Here is a 15,963-nt window from a genome sequence, read left to right on the forward strand (position 1 = left end):
GGCCTGGGCTGAACGACCGGGCTGAATGGCCGGCAGCGGCGGGCCGACGTCGGCCGGGAGGACGAAGGGGACGGCGTGGAGGCCGGTCAGCCCGGCGGGCGTTCAGCGCTTCCTGGCCCGCTTCCCGACCGGCGCCACCAGCGCGTCGATGATCCGGTGCTTGGTCCGGGTGTAGGGCGGGTAGATCGCTTCCAGCGTGTCCGGCCACAGCGGCTTGTCCAGGGTGGGGCGCTCATGCGAGAACGTCCGCAGCGAATGTTCCCCGTGGTAGGCACCCATGCCGCTGCCGCCGACGCCGCCGAAGGGAAGCCCGGGGACGGACAGGTGGGCCGCCGGAACGTCGAAGCACAGCGCCCCGGACGAGGTCCGCCCGGCGAAGGCGCGGCGCGTCAGTGGATCCTTGCTGAAGACGTAGAGTGCCAGCGGCTTGGCGCGCCCGTTGACCTCCTCGATGGCCGCGTCGAGCCCGTCCACGGGCACCAGTGGCAGCAGCGGTCCGAAGATTTCTTCCGCCATGACGGCGTCGCCGGGCGCCGGCCGCAGCAGGGTCGGCGCAAAGTAGCGGCTGGCGGCGTCGCGCTGTCCGCCGTGCACCACCGTGCTGGCGTCCGCCAGGGCAGCGAGCCGTGCGAAGTGGCGGTCATCAACAATCCGGCCGTACGACGGGCTCGCCGCCGGGTCCGTTCCGAAGAGCGCCGCGACGGCCTTGATCAGCTCGGCCTGCAGCGGCTCCAGGACCTCCTCCCGGGCCAGGACGTAGTCGGGTGCGACGCACGTCTGCCCGGCGTTCATGAACCGGCCCCAGGCGATGCGTTTGGCCGCCGTGGCCAGGTCCGTGGACGCGTCGACGTACGCCGGGGACTTGCCGCCGAGTTCCAGGGTCACCGGGGTCAGGTGCTCGGCCGCCGCGCGCATGACCACCTTGGCCGCGGCTTCTCCCCCGGTGAAGAAGATGTGGTCGAAGCGTTCGGCCAGGAGCGCCGTGGTCTCCGGGATGCCGCCCTCAACCACCTCGGCGGCGCCGGCCAGGTATTCGGGAATCCAGCGGGCCAGCGCCGCCGAGGTGGCCGGGGCGTGTTCGCTCGGCTTGAGCACCACGGTGTTGCCCGCGGCCAGGGCGCCGGCGAGCGGGGCGAGCAGCAGTTGCAGCGGGTAGTTCCACGGCCCGATCACCAGCACCACGCCCAGCGGGGTGAGTTCGGTCCAGGCGCGGGCCGGCCGCACTGCCAAAGGCACCGGCACGCGGCGGGGCCGGAGCCAGTCTTCGAGGTGCCGCTCCAGGTGCGCCGTCTCGGCGTCTACGAACCCGATCTCCGCCAGCTGCGCCTCGGTGTGGTGTTTGCCCAGATCGCGGGCGAGGGCTTCGGTGAAGTCCGCGTGCCGCTCCGCGAGCATGCGCCGCAGCCGGCGCAGCTGATCCAGCCGCCAGTTGAGCGGGCGGGTGGTTCCGGCGTCGAACGCGGCCCGGGCACGGCCGACGGGTGAGATTACATGCTGCATCCGATCAATGTACAGTCATGCGGCCGTAGGCCGGTCAGGTACCCGATAAAACCCTCCCAACGCTGGAATGGTCCGGTTTTCAGGACTATGTTGAAGATATGAACAAGGTAGCGAGCAAGCACTTCGGCGAGGTCGAGCTCAACCACGGACGGGAGCATAATCTCACCGCCACGCATGAGCTGGGGGGCCAGACCGTGGAGCTTGACCTGAATGTCAACGCGCATGACCATTTTGATGAAGCTGCCATGCATAAAGTTGACTACCGCCTGCGCTTCCTGCCCGAACTCGTGGACCAGGTCCGCGAAATGATCGCCGAGGAACTGGACCAGGAAGGCACCAGCCCGCAGGAGTACCGCCACTTCCATTGCAACGCGATCAAGGACGAACACCTCAAAAAGGTCTTCGGCGTCGAGGACAAGAGCCAGCTGACCGACGAGGTCTTCCTCAAGGCGCTCAAGCTCGGCCACGTGGGCATCTACCCCGGCCAGCCGGAACGCTACTTCGTCCTCGATTTCACGCTGGGCCAGCACTTCACCGACGAGGTCCTCGTCGCTTCCGCGGATGAGGACGGCGTCGTCGACGACGAAATCCTCTGGGAGTCCTGACTCGGGAATCCTGAGTCGCTGCTAATCCTGCGTCGGTTGCTCCGTAGATTCCCTTCTGGGCGCTCAAAACGGCGGCTGCTCAGCAATCGATGATTAAGAACGTACGACGCCGGCCGGCCACCTTGGGAAGGTGACCGGCCGGCGTCGTTTGTGCGTGGAGCGGACTCCTTGGCGGCTGCCTATTTAGCGGCCCCCACTAAAGGGGTTCCACTATTTGGCCGCTGCCTACTGGGTGGCCTGTGTTACTTGGCGGCTGAGAGCAACTCGGCGCGGACCGTCCTGGTGGCGGTGACCAGGTTGCGCAGGGACTCTTCAGTCTCGGCGTAGCCGCGCGTCTTCAGGCCGCAGTCCGGGTTGACCCAGAGCTGGCGGGACGGGACATGCTTGACGGCGGTGCTGAGCAGTTCGGTGACTTCCTGCTCGCCCGGGACGCGGGGCGAGTGGATGTCGTAGACGCCCGGGCCCACGCCGCGGCCGAAGCCGTGGGACTCGAGGTCGTGGACGACCTCCATGCGGGAGCGGGCGGCCTCGATCGAGGTGACGTCGGCGTCGAGCCCGTCGATCGCGTCGATGATGGCGCCGAACTCGGAGTAGCACAGGTGCGTGTGGACCTGGGTTGCGTCCGCGGCGCCGGCGGTGGCGAGCCGGAAGGACTTCACGGACCAGTCCAGGTACGCGGCCTGGTCGGACTTGCGCAGCGGCAGGAGCTCGCGGAGCGCCGGCTCGTCCACCTGGATGACCTTGATGCCGGCCGCCTCGAGGTCGGCGATCTCGTCGCGGAGGGCCAGTGCCACCTGGTTGGCGGTCTCGCCGAGCGGCTGGTCATCGCGGACGAAGGACCAGGCGAGGATGGTGACCGGGCCGGTGAGCATGCCCTTCATCGGCTTGCTGGTCAGGGACTGCGCGTACTCGGCCCACTTCACCGTGATCGGGGCGCTGCGAGTGACATCGCCCCACAGGATGGACGGGCGGGTGCAGCGCGAGCCGTAGGACTGGACCCAGCCGTGGACGGTGACGTCGAAGCCTTCGAGGTTCTCGGCGAAGTACTGGACCATGTCGTTGCGCTCGGGCTCGCCGTGGACCAGGACGTCGAAGCCGAGCTCTTCCTGCAGCTGAACGACGCGCTTGATCTCGTCCTTCATGAGCTGCTCATACTGCTCCGTGGTGAGGTCGCCGCGGTTGGCGCGGGCCCGGGCGGTGCGGATTTCCGCGGTCTGCGGGAAGGAGCCGATGGTGGTGGTGGGCAGCGGCGGCAGGTGCAGCGCCTTCTCCTGGGCTGCCTCGCGGACGGCGTAGGCGGAGCGGTTGAAGTCGGCGCCGGTCAGGGCGGCGGTGCGGGCCCGGACGTCGCCGCGGCGGACGCCTTCGGCCTCGGCGCGGGAGGCGATGACGCGGGTGGCCTCGTCGATGGCGGGCTGGACGGCTGCTTCGTCGGTCAGCAGGCCGGCGAGGGTGACGACTTCAACGGCCTTCTGGTCGGCGAAGGCCAGCCAGCTGCGCAGCTGCTCGGAGAGCTGGACTTCCTCGTCGACGTCGTGCGGGACGTGCTGGGTGGAGGTGGAGGTGCTGATGGCCAGCTTGGCCACCGACGTCTTCAGCTCGGCGATCTTCTTCGCGGAGGCGGCGAGATCGTTGCGCCAGATGTTGTGGCCGTCCACGACGCCGGCGACGAGGGTCTTGTTGCCCAGCGCGGCCAGGGCCGCGGCGGACGGGACCTCGCCCTTGAAGACGTCCAGGTGCAGGGCGTCGATGCCGGTGGCTGCAAGGGTGCCGAGCTGGCCGTTAAGTGCGCCGTACGGGGTGGAGACGAAGAGCTGCGGGCGCTGGGCCGCGGCGGCCAGGGCCTCGTAGGAGCGGGCGACGGCGGCCTGGATTTCCACGGCCGGGGTGTCCTGGTCCACCACGAGGGCGGGCTCGTCGAGCTGGACCCAGCTGGCGCCGGCGGCGGCGAGCTTCTGAAGCAGCGCCGTGTAGACCGGGAGGACGTCCTCCAGGCGGGACAACGGGCTGAAGCCGGCCGGGGCGTCGTCGGAGGCCTTGCTCAGCAGCAGGAACGTGACCGGGCCGACGATGTACGGGCGGGTCTCGACGCCGTTGGCGAGGGCGTACTCGAATTCCTCGACGATCCGGTTCGAGGTCAGCGCAAAGTTGGTCTCCGGACCGATTTCCGGCACGAGGTAGTGGTAGTTGGTGTCGAACCACTTGGTCATTTCCAGCGGCTGCTGGTCCTTGTTGCCGCGGGCCAGGGTGAAGTAGCCGTCGATGTCGAGCTGGCCCTGCGCGTTGAGGAGGTTCCCGAAGCGGGCCGGCACGGCGCCGAGGTGGGCGGCGGCGTCGAGCACCTGGTCGTAGTAGGAGAAGGTGCCGGGGACGGCTGCGGCTTCGGTCAGGCCCAGGCCTTGGAGGCGCTTGGCGGTGCCGAGCTGGATTTCCTTGGCGGCAGCGTCCAGGGCTGCGGCGTCGATCTTGCCGGCCCAGTAGGCCTCGACGGCCTTCTTGAGTTCGCGGCGGCGGCCGATGCGGGGGTAGCCGAGGATCGAGGCGGACGGGAAGGGGGTGATGGGAAGTTCAGTCATGGGAAGTCCTTGGTGTTGGTGGTTCTGTACGGAGGGAAGTTGTTGTGCCTAGCTGGCGAGCTGGCCGCTGGCGGCGCCCCGGGATGCGCTGATGCGGCCGGCGCCGTGCCGGTTGCCGCGGTGCGGGCGGGGCAGGGCGAGCTTGTCCAGCACGTCCAGGGCCGCGGCGTGCTCATTGAACGTGTAGAGGTGGATGCCGGGGGCTCCGGCGTCCAGGGCTGCGTTGGCGAGATCAACGGTGGCGCTGACCCCGATCCGGGTCCGCTCGGCGTCGGTATCGGCAGCCGCGAGGCGTTCGATGAGTTCCGGGGCCGGTTCCACGCCGGTCAGTTCGCCGAGCCGGGCGAGCCGCCGGAGGCTGGTCAGCGGCATGACCCCGGGAATGATCGGGATGGTCACCCCGGCCCGGCGGGCCCGCGCCAGGAGGTCGGCGTACTGTTCGGTGTGGAAGAAGACCTGGGTGATGGCGAAGTCGGCGCCGGAGCGCTGCTTGGCCAGCAGGACCTCGACGTCGTGCGCCTCACTCGGGGATTCCGGGTGCCGGGTCGGGTAGGCGGCGACGCCGACCGCGACCCTGCCGGCGCACAGCAGTGCCGAGCGGCGCTGCTCCACGCGGCGGATGAGCTCGATCAGGTCCTGGGCGTACCGGAGCGATCCCGGCGGCGGGGTTTCTCCGTCTTTGGGCCGGTCGCCGCGGAGGGCGAGGATGCCGCGGACGCCGACGTCGAGCAGTTCGCCGATGATCTCCGCCAGCTCCTGCGGGGAATTCCCCACGCAGGTCAGGTGGGCCAGGGGCCGCAACGTCGTTTCCTGCACGAGCCGGTTGACGAGATCGACGGCGGTGCTGCGGTTGGAGCCGTTGGACCCGTACGTCACGGACACGTAGTCCGGGTCCGTGGCTTCCAGTTCGCCGATGGTGGTCCAAAGGGATTCGGCGGCTGCGGGCGACCGCGGCGGGAACAGCTCGTAGGACAGCGCAACAGGGGCCGCGCCGGCAAGATTGGGATGGGTATCGATAAGGCTTGGAGGTGACATTTGCGTCCTTGGCTTTGAACACTGCCGCCGGGAGATCCGGAATCCCGGAGGACCGGAACCAGAAACGGAAACTCCGTCGTCAGTGAATTGAGTTTGGGGAACACGGAGGGAACTTCAGCAGGGCGCAGCCGCGACTGTTACGCCTGATACGAAGTTGTCCGTGAGCAAATGTCAGGCCCACATGGGGGCACCCACACCCTCCTGGGCCGCCCGGGGGCAGCTTTCAGCGGAGGATCGCTGACACGTTACTGAGGTAACTTGTATAGAACTCTAAGACCCGGCCGGGGGGCCCTTCAAGTCGGCGCCCGAATTAAGACGCACCTTTACGGCCGTTTGCGGTGCCGGGCAGAATAATGTTCGCCGAAGGCGCCGTTTTCGCCCCGCGCGGCCCGCTCTCCCCAACGCACCCGGGCAGGACTATCCTGTTGCCATGATTCAGCTTCCAGCCAGCTACCAGCAGTACCTCGCCGGCAAGAGCGAGAGCTTCATCAACACCGTCCGGCCAGTCCTCATGCAGTCGGCCGCAGAGAGGTTGCACGGGGTCCGGATTCTCGTGCTTCCGCATGGGCACCAGGCGCATCTGGATGACACCATCCCGTATGGGACGGTGGTTGAAGACATCGACTGACGTCCGGTCAGCCCCTGCCTAGTCCCCCAGGAGCAGCCGCTGGGAGCGCGGGGCCAGTGTGTGTTCGAGCACCAGGCAGGCCGCTCCGACGGCGCCGACGTCCTCGCCTACCCCTGTGCCCACGACTTCGATCCCATGGATCCTCCGGGTGGCACTGTTCGCCTCGACGAGTCCGGGGACCAGCTCGAGGTAGGCCGCTGAGAGGCATGTCCAGAACGGGCCGCCGAACACTACCCGGTCCACGTCCAGGGCGTTGGTGACGACCGACACCGCACGGGCCACGAGCACTGCGGACCCTCGAATGATCTCCTTGGCTTCCTCGTTGCCGGCGTCGGCGATCGCGCACAACTCGGCGAACCGTTCCTGAACTGCCGGTGCGCTCCTGTCCTGGAGTGAACCATCCAATATCCCGGCCGCCTCGGCCTGCGCCACGAGGACCTGCGGGATGGCGGAGGACTTCACGCAACCGTGCTGCCCGCAGTCGCAGAGGGCGCCGCCCGGGTCGACGACGATGTGTCCGATTTCCCCGGCGTTGCCCGAGGTCCCGCGGACGACTTCGTCATTGAGGACGATCCCGCATCCGATCCCGGTCCCCATATACATGAAGACAAAGCTGCCCTCGCCGCTGGGGCCGCCGGCCCAGGTTTCTGCCACGGCTGCGCTGGTGACGTCCTTGTCCATGAGCGTGGACAGGCCCGTGGCTTCCGCGAGGGCATCCCGCAGCCCCACGTGGTCCCAGCCCGGCAGCAGCGGCGGGTCCACGACGGCGCCCTCGTTGAGGTCGATGGGGCCCGGCGACGCAACCCCGAGCCCGGCGATCCGGTCCGGGTCCACCCCGGAGTCCAGGATGAGCCTCTTGATTTCGCCCGCAATGGTTTCGATGACAGCCCTGGGGTCGGTGCCGGGCGGGGTGGTGATCCGTGAGTGCCGGACGACGGCGCCGAGCAGGTCCAGCACGACGAACGTGAGGACAGCCGGGTCCAGGTGGACGCCCACGGCATACATCCCTGACGGATTCAGCCGGAGCATGGTCCTGGGCTTGCCCGGCCCTGTGCCTTCCTTGCCTGCCTCGACGATCAGGTGCTGGTCCAGCAGGCGGCGGGAAATGTTGGAGATGGTCTGCGGCGAGAGTCCGACAATCTGGGCGAGTTCCACCCGGCTCAGCCCGCCCGGCGTGCGGCGGATGGCGTCCAAGATGACCGTGAGGTTGAAGTCGCCCATCTTCGGTAGGTTGGTCCCTCGCCTCGGCGAGGGTTGCCGGAACTCGGTCACTGATACCTCTAAACGTTTTGGCCACGCACAGCAGTTGTCAGAATCGTACGTTACGGGCAGGCGTGCGCCCACACTTGCGCTTTACCGACACAAAGTTTCTTTCGTCAAGGCCGCCGGGTGCTGGCCGTGACGGTGAATTTTGGATTCCTGCCGGCCTCGCGTGTGGGCCCGATCAGCCGTTCCAGGGCCGGCCGGTAGTGCAGGTGGCTGTTGAACACGGTCCAGAGCTCCCCGCCCGGGGCGAGCACCCTGCCGGCCGCTTCGATCAGCTTGATCCCCGCGCCGGAGTGGACCGCCGCTTCCAGGTGGAAGGGCGGGTTGAGCAGGACCAGGTCAGCGCTGGCGTCCGGGAGGGAGCTCATGGCGTCGTCCCGGAGCACGTCGATCCGTCCGTCCAGGCCGTTCGCCCGGGAGGTGGCCAATGCTGAGTCGACGGCGGCGGCGGACCGGTCGGTGGCGGTGACGCGGGCACCGGGGTTGGCGCGGGCGTACATCGCGGCGAGGATTCCGGTGCCGCAGCCAAGGTCAACGGCATGGGTGGCGTGCGGCATCCGGGGCAGGAAGTCCAGCAGGAACCTGGTCCCGATATCCAGCCCGGTTCCGGCGAAGACGGCGCCCCGGGCGCAGACCGTGAGCCCCAGTCCGTCGTTGACCTCAGTGACCGGGAAGGGCAGCGCTGCCGGGACCGGCTTGGGGCTCCGGGCCAGCAGGAGCCGTGATTTCTGCCGCGCCAGCTGGGGCTGGACGTCGCCGAAGTAGCGGCCCAGAACGGCGTTCATGCCCAGGCTCATGTGTTTGACGCGTCCGCCCGCGACCAGTACCACCTCGGGCGCCGCGTAGCGGGCCACGGCGTCGGCGATCTCCTCAAGTTCCGCCAGGGACCGCGGCAACTGCAGCAAGACCAGGGAGGCTCCCTCCAGCAGTTCGGCGCCCAACGGGAGGTGCTCGAAGCCGCCGTCGATGCCTAGGGCCTCGGCGTTCGCCCGCAGCGCCCGTTCACCGGTGATGAGGTCCTGCTGGACCCGCACGGCCTCCACCCCGAGTGTCAGGGCGCCGAGGGTCAGGGCACCGTACCGGTCCCCCACCACCGCGAGCCGGCCGCCGAGCGGCAGCAGGCCGGCCGCGCGCATCTCAAGTACAGAGTCCAGCAGGAGCCTGTCCGTGGCGTCCCAGGCCTGCAGGTTGTCGGCCTCCACATCCGGGAATCTACGCAGCCGGGCAAAGAGGGATTCGAAGCTGTTGTCCGCCACGCGCGTTGTGCCGCCGTTTCTTCTCAGGGTGGGAATTTAGCCGGGTGTTTTTGGAACTTCGGCACTGCACTTCAACGCGGGGTCACTTACGGTCCGTCCTGCACTCCGGGATGGGCCGTAAGTGACCCCGCGTTGCTTTAAGTTATACCGGACCGGGCCAGCAGGGTGACGATTCCGGCGACGGCGGCCCGGCCGGCCCGGTTGGCGCCGATTGTGGACGAAGAGGGCCCGTAGCCGACGAGGTGGACCCGGGGCTCGGCGGCGACCTGGGTGCCGTCCATCGCGATGCCGCCGCCGGGTCCGCGCAAGTGCAGCGGGGCGAGGTGTTCGAGTTCGGCCCGGAATCCCGTGGCCCACAGGATGACCCCGGCGGCGAGGAAGCTGCCGTCGGCCAGCCGGACCCCGTCGGGTTCGATCGCGGTGAACATGGGGTGCCGGTCCAGGACGCCGCGCGCGGCGGCGGCGCGCAGGGCCGGAGTCCAGATCAGGCCCGTCACGGAGACGACGCTCTGCGGCGGCAGGCCCTGGCGCACCCGCTCCTCGACCAGGGCGACGGCGTCGTGGCCGGCCTGCCGGTCGAAGGCGGCCTCGCGCCAGACCGGTACCCGGCGCGTGAACCAGGTGGTGGTGGTGACCTTGGAGATCTCATCGAGCAGCCCGACGGCCGAGATCCCGCCGCCGACCACGATGACATGCTGCCCGCGGAATTCGTCGGCGGACACGTAGTCGGCGACGTGCAGCTGCCGGCCCCGGAAGCTGGCCCTGCCCGGATAGATGGGCCAGAACGGCCGGGTCCAGGTGCCGGTTGCGTTGATGAGGGCGCGGGCCGAGAACCGTCCGCGGGAAGTTGTGATGCTCAGCCGCCCGGCCGGATCATCGTCCTCCCGGCTCACCGATTGCACCTTCACCGGCCGCTCGATCGCGAGGCCGAGGTCGTGTTCGTACCCGCCGAAATAGCGGGTGAGGAAACTGGAGCTGGCCTCGGCGGGGTCCACGTCGGGCTGCGGGATTCCCGGGAGGGCGCTGATGCCGTTCACCGTGGCCATGAGCAGGCTCTTCCACCGGTGCCGCCAGGCCCCGCCGGGCCCGTCCTCGGCGTCGAGCACGATGTAGGTCCCGGCGGGTGCCGGGCCGGCCGCGTCCGGGTCGGCCGGGTCAGCGGCGGCCGGGACGAAGCCGCGGCGCTGAAGGTGGTAGGCCGCCGAAAGTCCCGCCTGGCCGGCGCCGACCACGACGACGTCGGCCGCCCGCACCGTCTCAGCGGTCACGGTCGCGTTCCCGGTCAGATCTTCTTGACGACGCTGGACTTGAGCTGCATGGGGCCCACGCCGTCCACCTTGCAGTCGATGTCGTGGTCGCCGACACCGTTGACCAGGCGGATGCCGCGGACCTTGGTGCCGACCTTGATGACGGTGGAGCTTCCCTTGATTTTCAGGTCCTTGACCACGGTGACGGTGTCGCCGTCGGCGAGGACGTTGCCTACCGCGTCCTTGATGACGGCGGCCGCTGGGGCGTCGGCTTCTGCGTCAGTCTCCGCGGACGCGGACCATTCGTGCGCGCACTCCGGGCAGACGAGGAGTGCCCCCATTTCGTAGGTGTATTCGCTGGAGCATTCGGGGCACGGGGGCAGGGAGTCGTTCACCCGACCAAGTTTAGTCGGCGCTTGTGCCCGCCCGTGCTGGCGGCCTATTTCTAGCCGCGGCCGGTCACCTCAGAACGGGTTCAGCAGGCGGTCCACGAACTGCCGCGTGCGTTCCTCCCGCGGGTCCCGCAGCACGGTGTCCGGGTGGCCGCGTTCGACCACCACGCCGCCGTCCATGAAGATGACCTCGTCGGCTACCTGACGGGCGAACGCGAGCTCGTGGGTGACCACAACCATGGTCCAGCCTTCGTCGGCGAGTTCCTTGATGACGGCCAGGACCTCGCCCACGAGCTCGGGGTCCAGCGCAGAGGTGGGCTCGTCGAAGAGCAGCAGTTGCGGGCGCAGGGCGAGGGCACGCACAATGCCGACGCGCTGCTGCTGGCCGCCGGAGAGCTCGAAGGGGTAGCTGTTTTCCTTGCCGGTCAGGCCGACCCGGGCCAACAGGTCCCTGGCCTCCTGGATCGCCTCCGCCTTGGGCCGCTTCTGCACCTGGACCGGGCCCTCGATCACGTTCTCCAGGACGGTCTTGTGCGGGAAGAGGTTGTAGTGCTGGAACACCATGGCGCTGCGGTCCCGCAGGGCGAGCACCTGCTTCTTCGCCACCGGCGTGGCAAAGTCCACGGTCAGTTGCCCCGCGAATTCGGCGACGCCGGCGTCGGGCACTTCGAGGCCGTTCAGGCAGCGCAGGACTGTCGTCTTTCCTGACCCGGACGGCCCGATCAACGTGACCACTTCGCCGCGGCGGACTTCAAGGTCGATGGATTTGAGCACTTCGTGCTGGCCGAACGCCTTGCGCAGGCCCGTGACGGTCAGGAGCGGCTCGTCCGGGACAGGAACATCGGAGGGTTGCGGTTCAGTGGGCGACATAGCGGTCCAATCTCTTCTCCAGGGCGGACTGTCCGCTGGCGAGAACGAGGCAGATGATCCAGTAGATCACGGCTGCTTCCAGATACAGCAGCATGAACTCCTGGCTGAAGGCTGCCACCTGCTGCGCCACGCGGAACAGTTCGGTGACGAGGATCAGCGACGCCAGCGAGGTGTCCTTGACCAGGCTGATGAAGGTGTTGGACAGTGGCGGAACCGAGACCCGGGCGGCCTGCGGCAGGATGATCCGCACGAGCGTCTGCCGGCGCAACATTCCGATGGTGTGGCCGGCCTCCCACTGGCCCTTCGGAACGGACAGGATGGCCGCCCGGATGACCTCTGCGGCATAGCCGCCGACGTTCAGGGAGAACGCGATGATGGCGCTGGGCCAGGGGCTGATGGTGATTCCCACGGAAGGCAGCCCGTAGAAAATGACGAACAGCTGGACCAGGAGCGGGGTTCCGCGGATGACGGAGATGTAGGTCCGCGCCACCGCGGAAACCAGGCGGTTGCGGCTCAGCCGCATGAGGGCCACCACCAGCGCCAGCAGGAGGCCCAGGCTGAAGGATGCCAGCGCCAGGGGGATGGTGCCGAAGATCGCACCCGTCAGGAGGGGGCCCAGCGATGACCACACGAGTTCCCAGTTGATGCTCATGCCCGGACGCGGCGTTTCTCTGCGGCGTGCACAGGGCTACTTCGAGACGTCGGCGTCGAAGTACTTCTGGGAGATCTTCGTCAGGGTGCCGTCGGCCGCCAGCTCGCCGAGGGCCTTGTTGATGGCGTCGGTCAGGCTGGTCGATCCCTTGCGCAGGGCGAACGCGCTCAGCGACTTGTCAGTGGTCTCGGCAGCAATCTTGATGCCGGTGTCGTGGTCGGTCTTCTGGTAGTCCAGGTACGTCAGCTTGTCGTTGATGGTGGCATCGACGCGGCCCTGCTTGAGCAGTGTGATCGCCTGCGCCCAGCCCTCGACGGCCTCGACGTTCGCGCCGCTCTGCTGTGCCAGCTTGTACCAGTTGCTCGTCAGGGACTGCGCCGTGGTCTTGCCATTGAGGTCCTCAAAGGAGTGGATGCTGTCGTTGTCCGATTTGGTGACGACGACGCCGGTGCTCACCGTATAGGGGGTGGAGAAGTCATACTTCGCCTTGCGCTCATCGGTGATGGAAACCTGGTTCGCGACGACGTCGAACCGCTTGGCGTCGAGGCCGGCGAAGATGGCGTCGAACTGCGTCTCCTGGAAGGCCGGTTTGACGCCCAGCTTCCCGGCAACGGCGTTGATGATCTCGACGTCGTAGCCCGTCAGCTCACCGCTGCCGTTGGCGTGGAACGTGAAGGGCTTGTAGGTGCCTTCCGTGCCGACCTTGAGCACGCCTGCGCTTTTCACGTCGCTGAGGGAGGTGTCCGCACCCGCTGCCGGCGCTGAGCTGGCCGGGGTGGTGGACGCCGACCCGCAGCCTGCCAGGGCGAGTCCTGCGGCAGCAATGAGGCCGATAACGGAAAGTCGTGTGCGCTTCATGATGTTCCTTAGTCGTGGAGCCGGAAATGGCCTTCCAGCTAAGCCGCATGGCGGCCGTCTCCTAGCGACGATAGCAAGGTCCCGCTCAGGGTGGAGAGCCTAAATGACAGTTTATGACGTCGGGTCATGAGACGGTCTTGACGGACGCAACATCTGAAGGCAAGCGCCAGTGCGGGGCACGAAAAAGGGAACCACCGCTCGCGGTGATTCCCTTTCTGGTGGGCGTCCTACATGCCTATTCGAAACAAAGCGGCGGGTTCGTCAAGATTCGTTCCCTTCTAAACAAGATCCAGGCCAGGCCCAAGACGGTGCGGAAAGAACGGCCTATCCCCCGCCGCTTCACCCAGCTGAGCGCTGAGCAGACGGCGGAGATGGCAGCAGCCTATTTGGGTGGTGTGCCAGTTGCAGAGCTAGCGAAGACCTACGGTATCCATCGTGGCAGTGTCAGTAAGCACCTACGTCGACATGGCATTGCACCACGCCCAGTTGGACTAAACGAGCAACAGATCACCGAAGTGGTCCGGCTCTATGAGCAGGGCGATTCGCTGGCGACGATCGGCACGCGGATGGTCGTAACTGCTCATACGGTGCGGTCACGGTTGGTTGAGCGGGGCGTAGTGATGCGGAGTTCGTATGAGCATCTGCTCTAACCTCGCCACTCAACAGGCGTGAGTACCTGGACCTTCAGAGCGACCTACGTCTTCTTCGTAGCGTTGATCCGCTCGATTACAGTCTTAAAGTTGTTGAGGGTTGTTTCGCCAAAGGCTCTATGAATCAGAACCAAACGGATTCTCAATAGTGAGACCTGTGTCATTATAAGGACATGCCAGACGCGCTTACTGTCGACAAACTTCTAGAACAGCCTTTCAAGATCCATACGCTAAATGCGTACGATCACGTGGGGCTGCAGTCCATGTCCGCGGCGCTCGACCTGTCGTCAGGTGAGGTTCAGAAGCTAATTCGAATAATGCACCACCGACTCGTGACCGATCTCGCATCTGGCGACATAGCGTATAAAAGCCTAGAGAAGGCGCTCATTACCAACCGAGAAAAGCGTGAGGCCGCATTCCTCTTTGACTGGAGTGCTATCACGAACGCGTGGTACGGACTTGACATCTCGCATGCTTGGCTTCCGGCCCTCCGAAAAGTTGGGCCCGCAAAAACCTCCATCCGGCTTGGAGATATCCTCAACCTCCCGACGGACTTCCTGTGGAAGACACTCGAAGAGTTTCTCGTGCGAGAGCGGGACTTCCCCCGGACATCAACGGAGCAGTACTACGTCGTCTATTTAACTAACCTGTCGAAGAAGCATCTTCAGGACCTCCATGAAAGCTTCCTGACTGACAGTCAGGCATATCTCGGCTACGTCGACTGCTCCTGCTGGAATCCCCTCAAGGCCGCTTTGCTACTGCCGCAGTTTGGGGTTCGAGCCGGCGATGTGATCATAACCGCCCAGGATGACGACGGAAACGCCAACCTGCCCGGGTATCCACTGGGAGAGTTCGGCTTCACGAGCTTCGGAGTGGACGAAGATCTATACGGAATGTTGCTTAGCCATCGATTCGACAACGGAGTTCCCGAATGGGCCGACGACGACAGCTCGATCGCCCTTAAAGTTCTTGGAGGGAGTAGCCAGCCGCTGTCGGGAATGAACCTGACGATGACGGACAGCAGGTTCGAATACCTGCATCGCGGCCATGGATCGTCACTCCAAATGGCTGGCCTCACCCACCTAGACAAGGCTGCCCTCGAGGGAGCCATCATGAGCAAACTAGCCAACAATTTAGTCTTCAATCTGGCGTTTCAGGAAGGCCTGCGGGAGGGCGTTCCCACTCCGGAATTAGACACGATGAAGCTCAACGTCCAGGTGGAGTTCCCCGACGAAAACGGTGTCCCGCGCCGCTTTCTGGCTGCACTCAAGTACTTTCCCTCGTCAAACACCTTGGAACTAATCACGCTGTACTAGCTCAAAATTCGTTCCCGACGGGTTCGGCAGACCTAAGGTCAGCAGGGAGTTCCGATCCGCGGTCTTGAGTATCTCCTGTCGTAGTCAGCTCTGTGCCCAGGTGTTCAGCCCAGCAGCCGTGTGCGCGATACAGGCGTCCAGCTTTACGGCGAAGTCCGCCGCAGTCAGACCGCCATAGCAGAGCGGCACCAAGCTGCCGATGAGATCGTCTTTGTCGACTAGCGATAGGTCGATACGGTTATCCGGACCATAGTGCATGAGCGTATTGCGAAACGGCTTAGTTGACGGATCGACAATCAGCTGAGCTTCGGCGGCATCGACGATTCCTGCGATAGCCGCCAGGGATTCGGCACTCAATTCAGAGGCACGTTCCGTCCGCAACATCCCCAGGCTGCGCAGCACTTGGTAGACCGTGAGGAAGCGGATCTTGAAGAGACTGTATTCCAGACTTGATGGCACGAGGACGTCAACGAAATTCATACTGGCCTGGAACACCCTCATTAGAGCGTTGATACTCGGCGTCGCCTCACCGTTGAAGACTCGCTTGTAATGGCGTTCACTGCGAACATCGTCACCCAAATTGCCGAACTGTGACACATCAACAACATCCAGGAACGAACTGGCCTTGGCATCGAGTGTGGCGGCAAGTGCTCCAAAGTACTGGCCGTACTCGGTCATGATTCGAACGAGCTCCGGACCTGCGTTCTTATTAAACATCGTCTTCGGGTCAAGCCCCAGGCCGAACGTCGCCGCATGCGTCGTCGACACGAGCCGGCCAGCGTAACGGTAGAAACCGAGATCCTTTTCCCAGCGACGCGCAAGTGGCAACCATGTATTGCCATAGAACCGCTGTGCATGTGCAGGAAAAATCTCGTCTTCAAAGTAGGAAATCTGCCCTTCTATCCCCCGAAGAGTGTCTTCGAAGAACTTCAGGCTATGCCGCGATCGGGCAGTTACACTCTGCGCCAGTGGTGACAGAGGCGCACTCAGGTGAGGAGCGACCTCCGGCAAACGCGCATAACCTTCGTGCATAAAGAGCGAGAAGTAGCTACCCAGGCAAAAAGACACCGTATGAGCCACCTCGGCCAACTCGGGCCGTGTCAAGGCACTGA

15 protein-coding genes are annotated in these 15,963 nt (G+C 65.8%); 4 read left to right on the top strand and 11 right to left on the bottom strand.

The genetic code is table 11. From position 1 onward, the window contains the following. Nucleotides 1-102: 102 nt before the first annotated feature. The gene (locus ABH915_RS14105) at nt 103-1,500 is read right to left on the bottom strand and encodes an aldehyde dehydrogenase family protein (RefSeq protein ID WP_370122369.1); all 1,398 of its coding nucleotides are present in this window, start codon (nt 1,498-1,500) and stop codon (nt 103-105) included. 98 nt (nt 1,501-1,598) lie between these two features. On the opposite strand from ABH915_RS14105, the gene ABH915_RS14110 reads away from it, so the two are divergent. Beyond that, nucleotides 1,599-2,105, top strand: coding sequence for a DUF2004 domain-containing protein (locus ABH915_RS14110; protein WP_370122372.1), 507 nt, complete (start codon nt 1,599-1,601; stop codon nt 2,103-2,105). Nucleotides 2,106-2,347: 242 nt separating this feature from the next. Here ABH915_RS14110 and metE read toward each other — a convergent pair whose 3' ends face one another. Together metE and ABH915_RS14120 are read right to left on the bottom strand one after the other, a co-directional pair. Further along, nucleotides 2,348-4,681, bottom strand: a complete 2,334-nt coding sequence (metE, locus tag ABH915_RS14115) for a 5-methyltetrahydropteroyltriglutamate--homocysteine S-methyltransferase (RefSeq protein ID WP_370122375.1) — start codon at nt 4,679-4,681, stop codon at nt 2,348-2,350. A gap of 48 nt (nt 4,682-4,729) precedes the next feature. Next, entirely contained in the window at nt 4,730-5,716 is a 987-nt protein-coding gene (locus ABH915_RS14120) for a methylenetetrahydrofolate reductase (RefSeq protein WP_370122378.1), read from the bottom strand. A gap of 430 nt (nt 5,717-6,146) precedes the next feature. Here ABH915_RS14120 and ABH915_RS14125 point away from each other — a divergent pair, with 430 nt between their 5' ends. Next, nucleotides 6,147-6,344 (top strand): hypothetical protein, encoded by a 198-nt coding sequence (locus tag ABH915_RS14125; RefSeq protein WP_018773338.1) that lies wholly within the window; start codon nt 6,147-6,149, stop codon nt 6,342-6,344. Nucleotides 6,345-6,362: 18 nt separating this feature from the next. On the opposite strand, the gene ABH915_RS14130 is transcribed toward ABH915_RS14125, so the two are convergent. The 7 genes from ABH915_RS14130 to ABH915_RS14160 form a co-directional block, all read right to left on the bottom strand. After that, entirely contained in the window at nt 6,363-7,565 is a 1,203-nt protein-coding gene (locus ABH915_RS14130) for an ROK family transcriptional regulator (protein WP_370122381.1), read from the bottom strand. Nucleotides 7,566-7,720: 155 nt separating this feature from the next. Next, on the bottom strand, nt 7,721-8,866 hold the full coding sequence (locus tag ABH915_RS14135) for a class I SAM-dependent methyltransferase (protein ID WP_370122384.1): 1,146 nt from the start codon (nt 8,864-8,866) through the stop codon (nt 7,721-7,723). Between the two features lie 137 nt (nt 8,867-9,003). Beyond that, the gene (locus tag ABH915_RS14140) at nt 9,004-10,134 is read right to left on the bottom strand and encodes an NAD(P)-binding domain-containing protein (protein WP_370122387.1); all 1,131 of its coding nucleotides are present in this window, start codon (nt 10,132-10,134) and stop codon (nt 9,004-9,006) included. 14 nt (nt 10,135-10,148) lie between these two features. Then, nucleotides 10,149-10,508, bottom strand: a complete 360-nt coding sequence (locus ABH915_RS14145; protein ID WP_018773342.1) for a zinc ribbon domain-containing protein YjdM — start codon at nt 10,506-10,508, stop codon at nt 10,149-10,151. Nucleotides 10,509-10,577: 69 nt separating this feature from the next. Continuing rightward, a complete protein-coding gene (locus ABH915_RS14150) occupies nt 10,578-11,375 on the bottom strand; it encodes an amino acid ABC transporter ATP-binding protein (protein ID WP_018773343.1) in 798 nt (265 codons plus the stop codon). Further along, nucleotides 11,362-12,027, bottom strand: coding sequence for an amino acid ABC transporter permease (locus ABH915_RS14155; protein WP_370122391.1), 666 nt, complete (start codon nt 12,025-12,027; stop codon nt 11,362-11,364). Before ABH915_RS14155 ends, ABH915_RS14150 begins: the two co-directional genes overlap by 14 nt. Nucleotides 12,028-12,063: 36 nt before the next feature. Beyond that, entirely contained in the window at nt 12,064-12,885 is an 822-nt protein-coding gene (locus ABH915_RS14160) for an amino acid ABC transporter substrate-binding protein (RefSeq protein WP_026537135.1), read from the bottom strand. A 137-nt stretch (nt 12,886-13,022) separates the two neighbouring features. Here ABH915_RS14160 and ABH915_RS14165 point away from each other — a divergent pair, with 137 nt between their 5' ends. Further along, nucleotides 13,023-13,535, top strand: a complete 513-nt coding sequence (locus tag ABH915_RS14165; protein ID WP_370122394.1) for a hypothetical protein — start codon at nt 13,023-13,025, stop codon at nt 13,533-13,535. A 173-nt stretch (nt 13,536-13,708) separates the two neighbouring features. After that, nucleotides 13,709-14,851, top strand: a complete 1,143-nt coding sequence (locus ABH915_RS14170) for a hypothetical protein (protein WP_370122397.1) — start codon at nt 13,709-13,711, stop codon at nt 14,849-14,851. Between the two features lie 84 nt (nt 14,852-14,935). Here the strand turns inward: ABH915_RS14170 and ABH915_RS14175 are convergent, their stop codons facing one another. Then, the gene (locus ABH915_RS14175; RefSeq protein ID WP_370122400.1) at nt 14,936-15,955 is read right to left on the bottom strand and encodes a hypothetical protein; all 1,020 of its coding nucleotides are present in this window, start codon (nt 15,953-15,955) and stop codon (nt 14,936-14,938) included. Nucleotides 15,956-15,963: the final 8 nt, after the last annotated feature.

The sequence above is a fragment of the Arthrobacter sp. MW3 TE3886 genome (genome assembly GCF_041262145.1).
Lineage (GTDB): Bacteria > Actinomycetota > Actinomycetes > Actinomycetales > Micrococcaceae > Arthrobacter.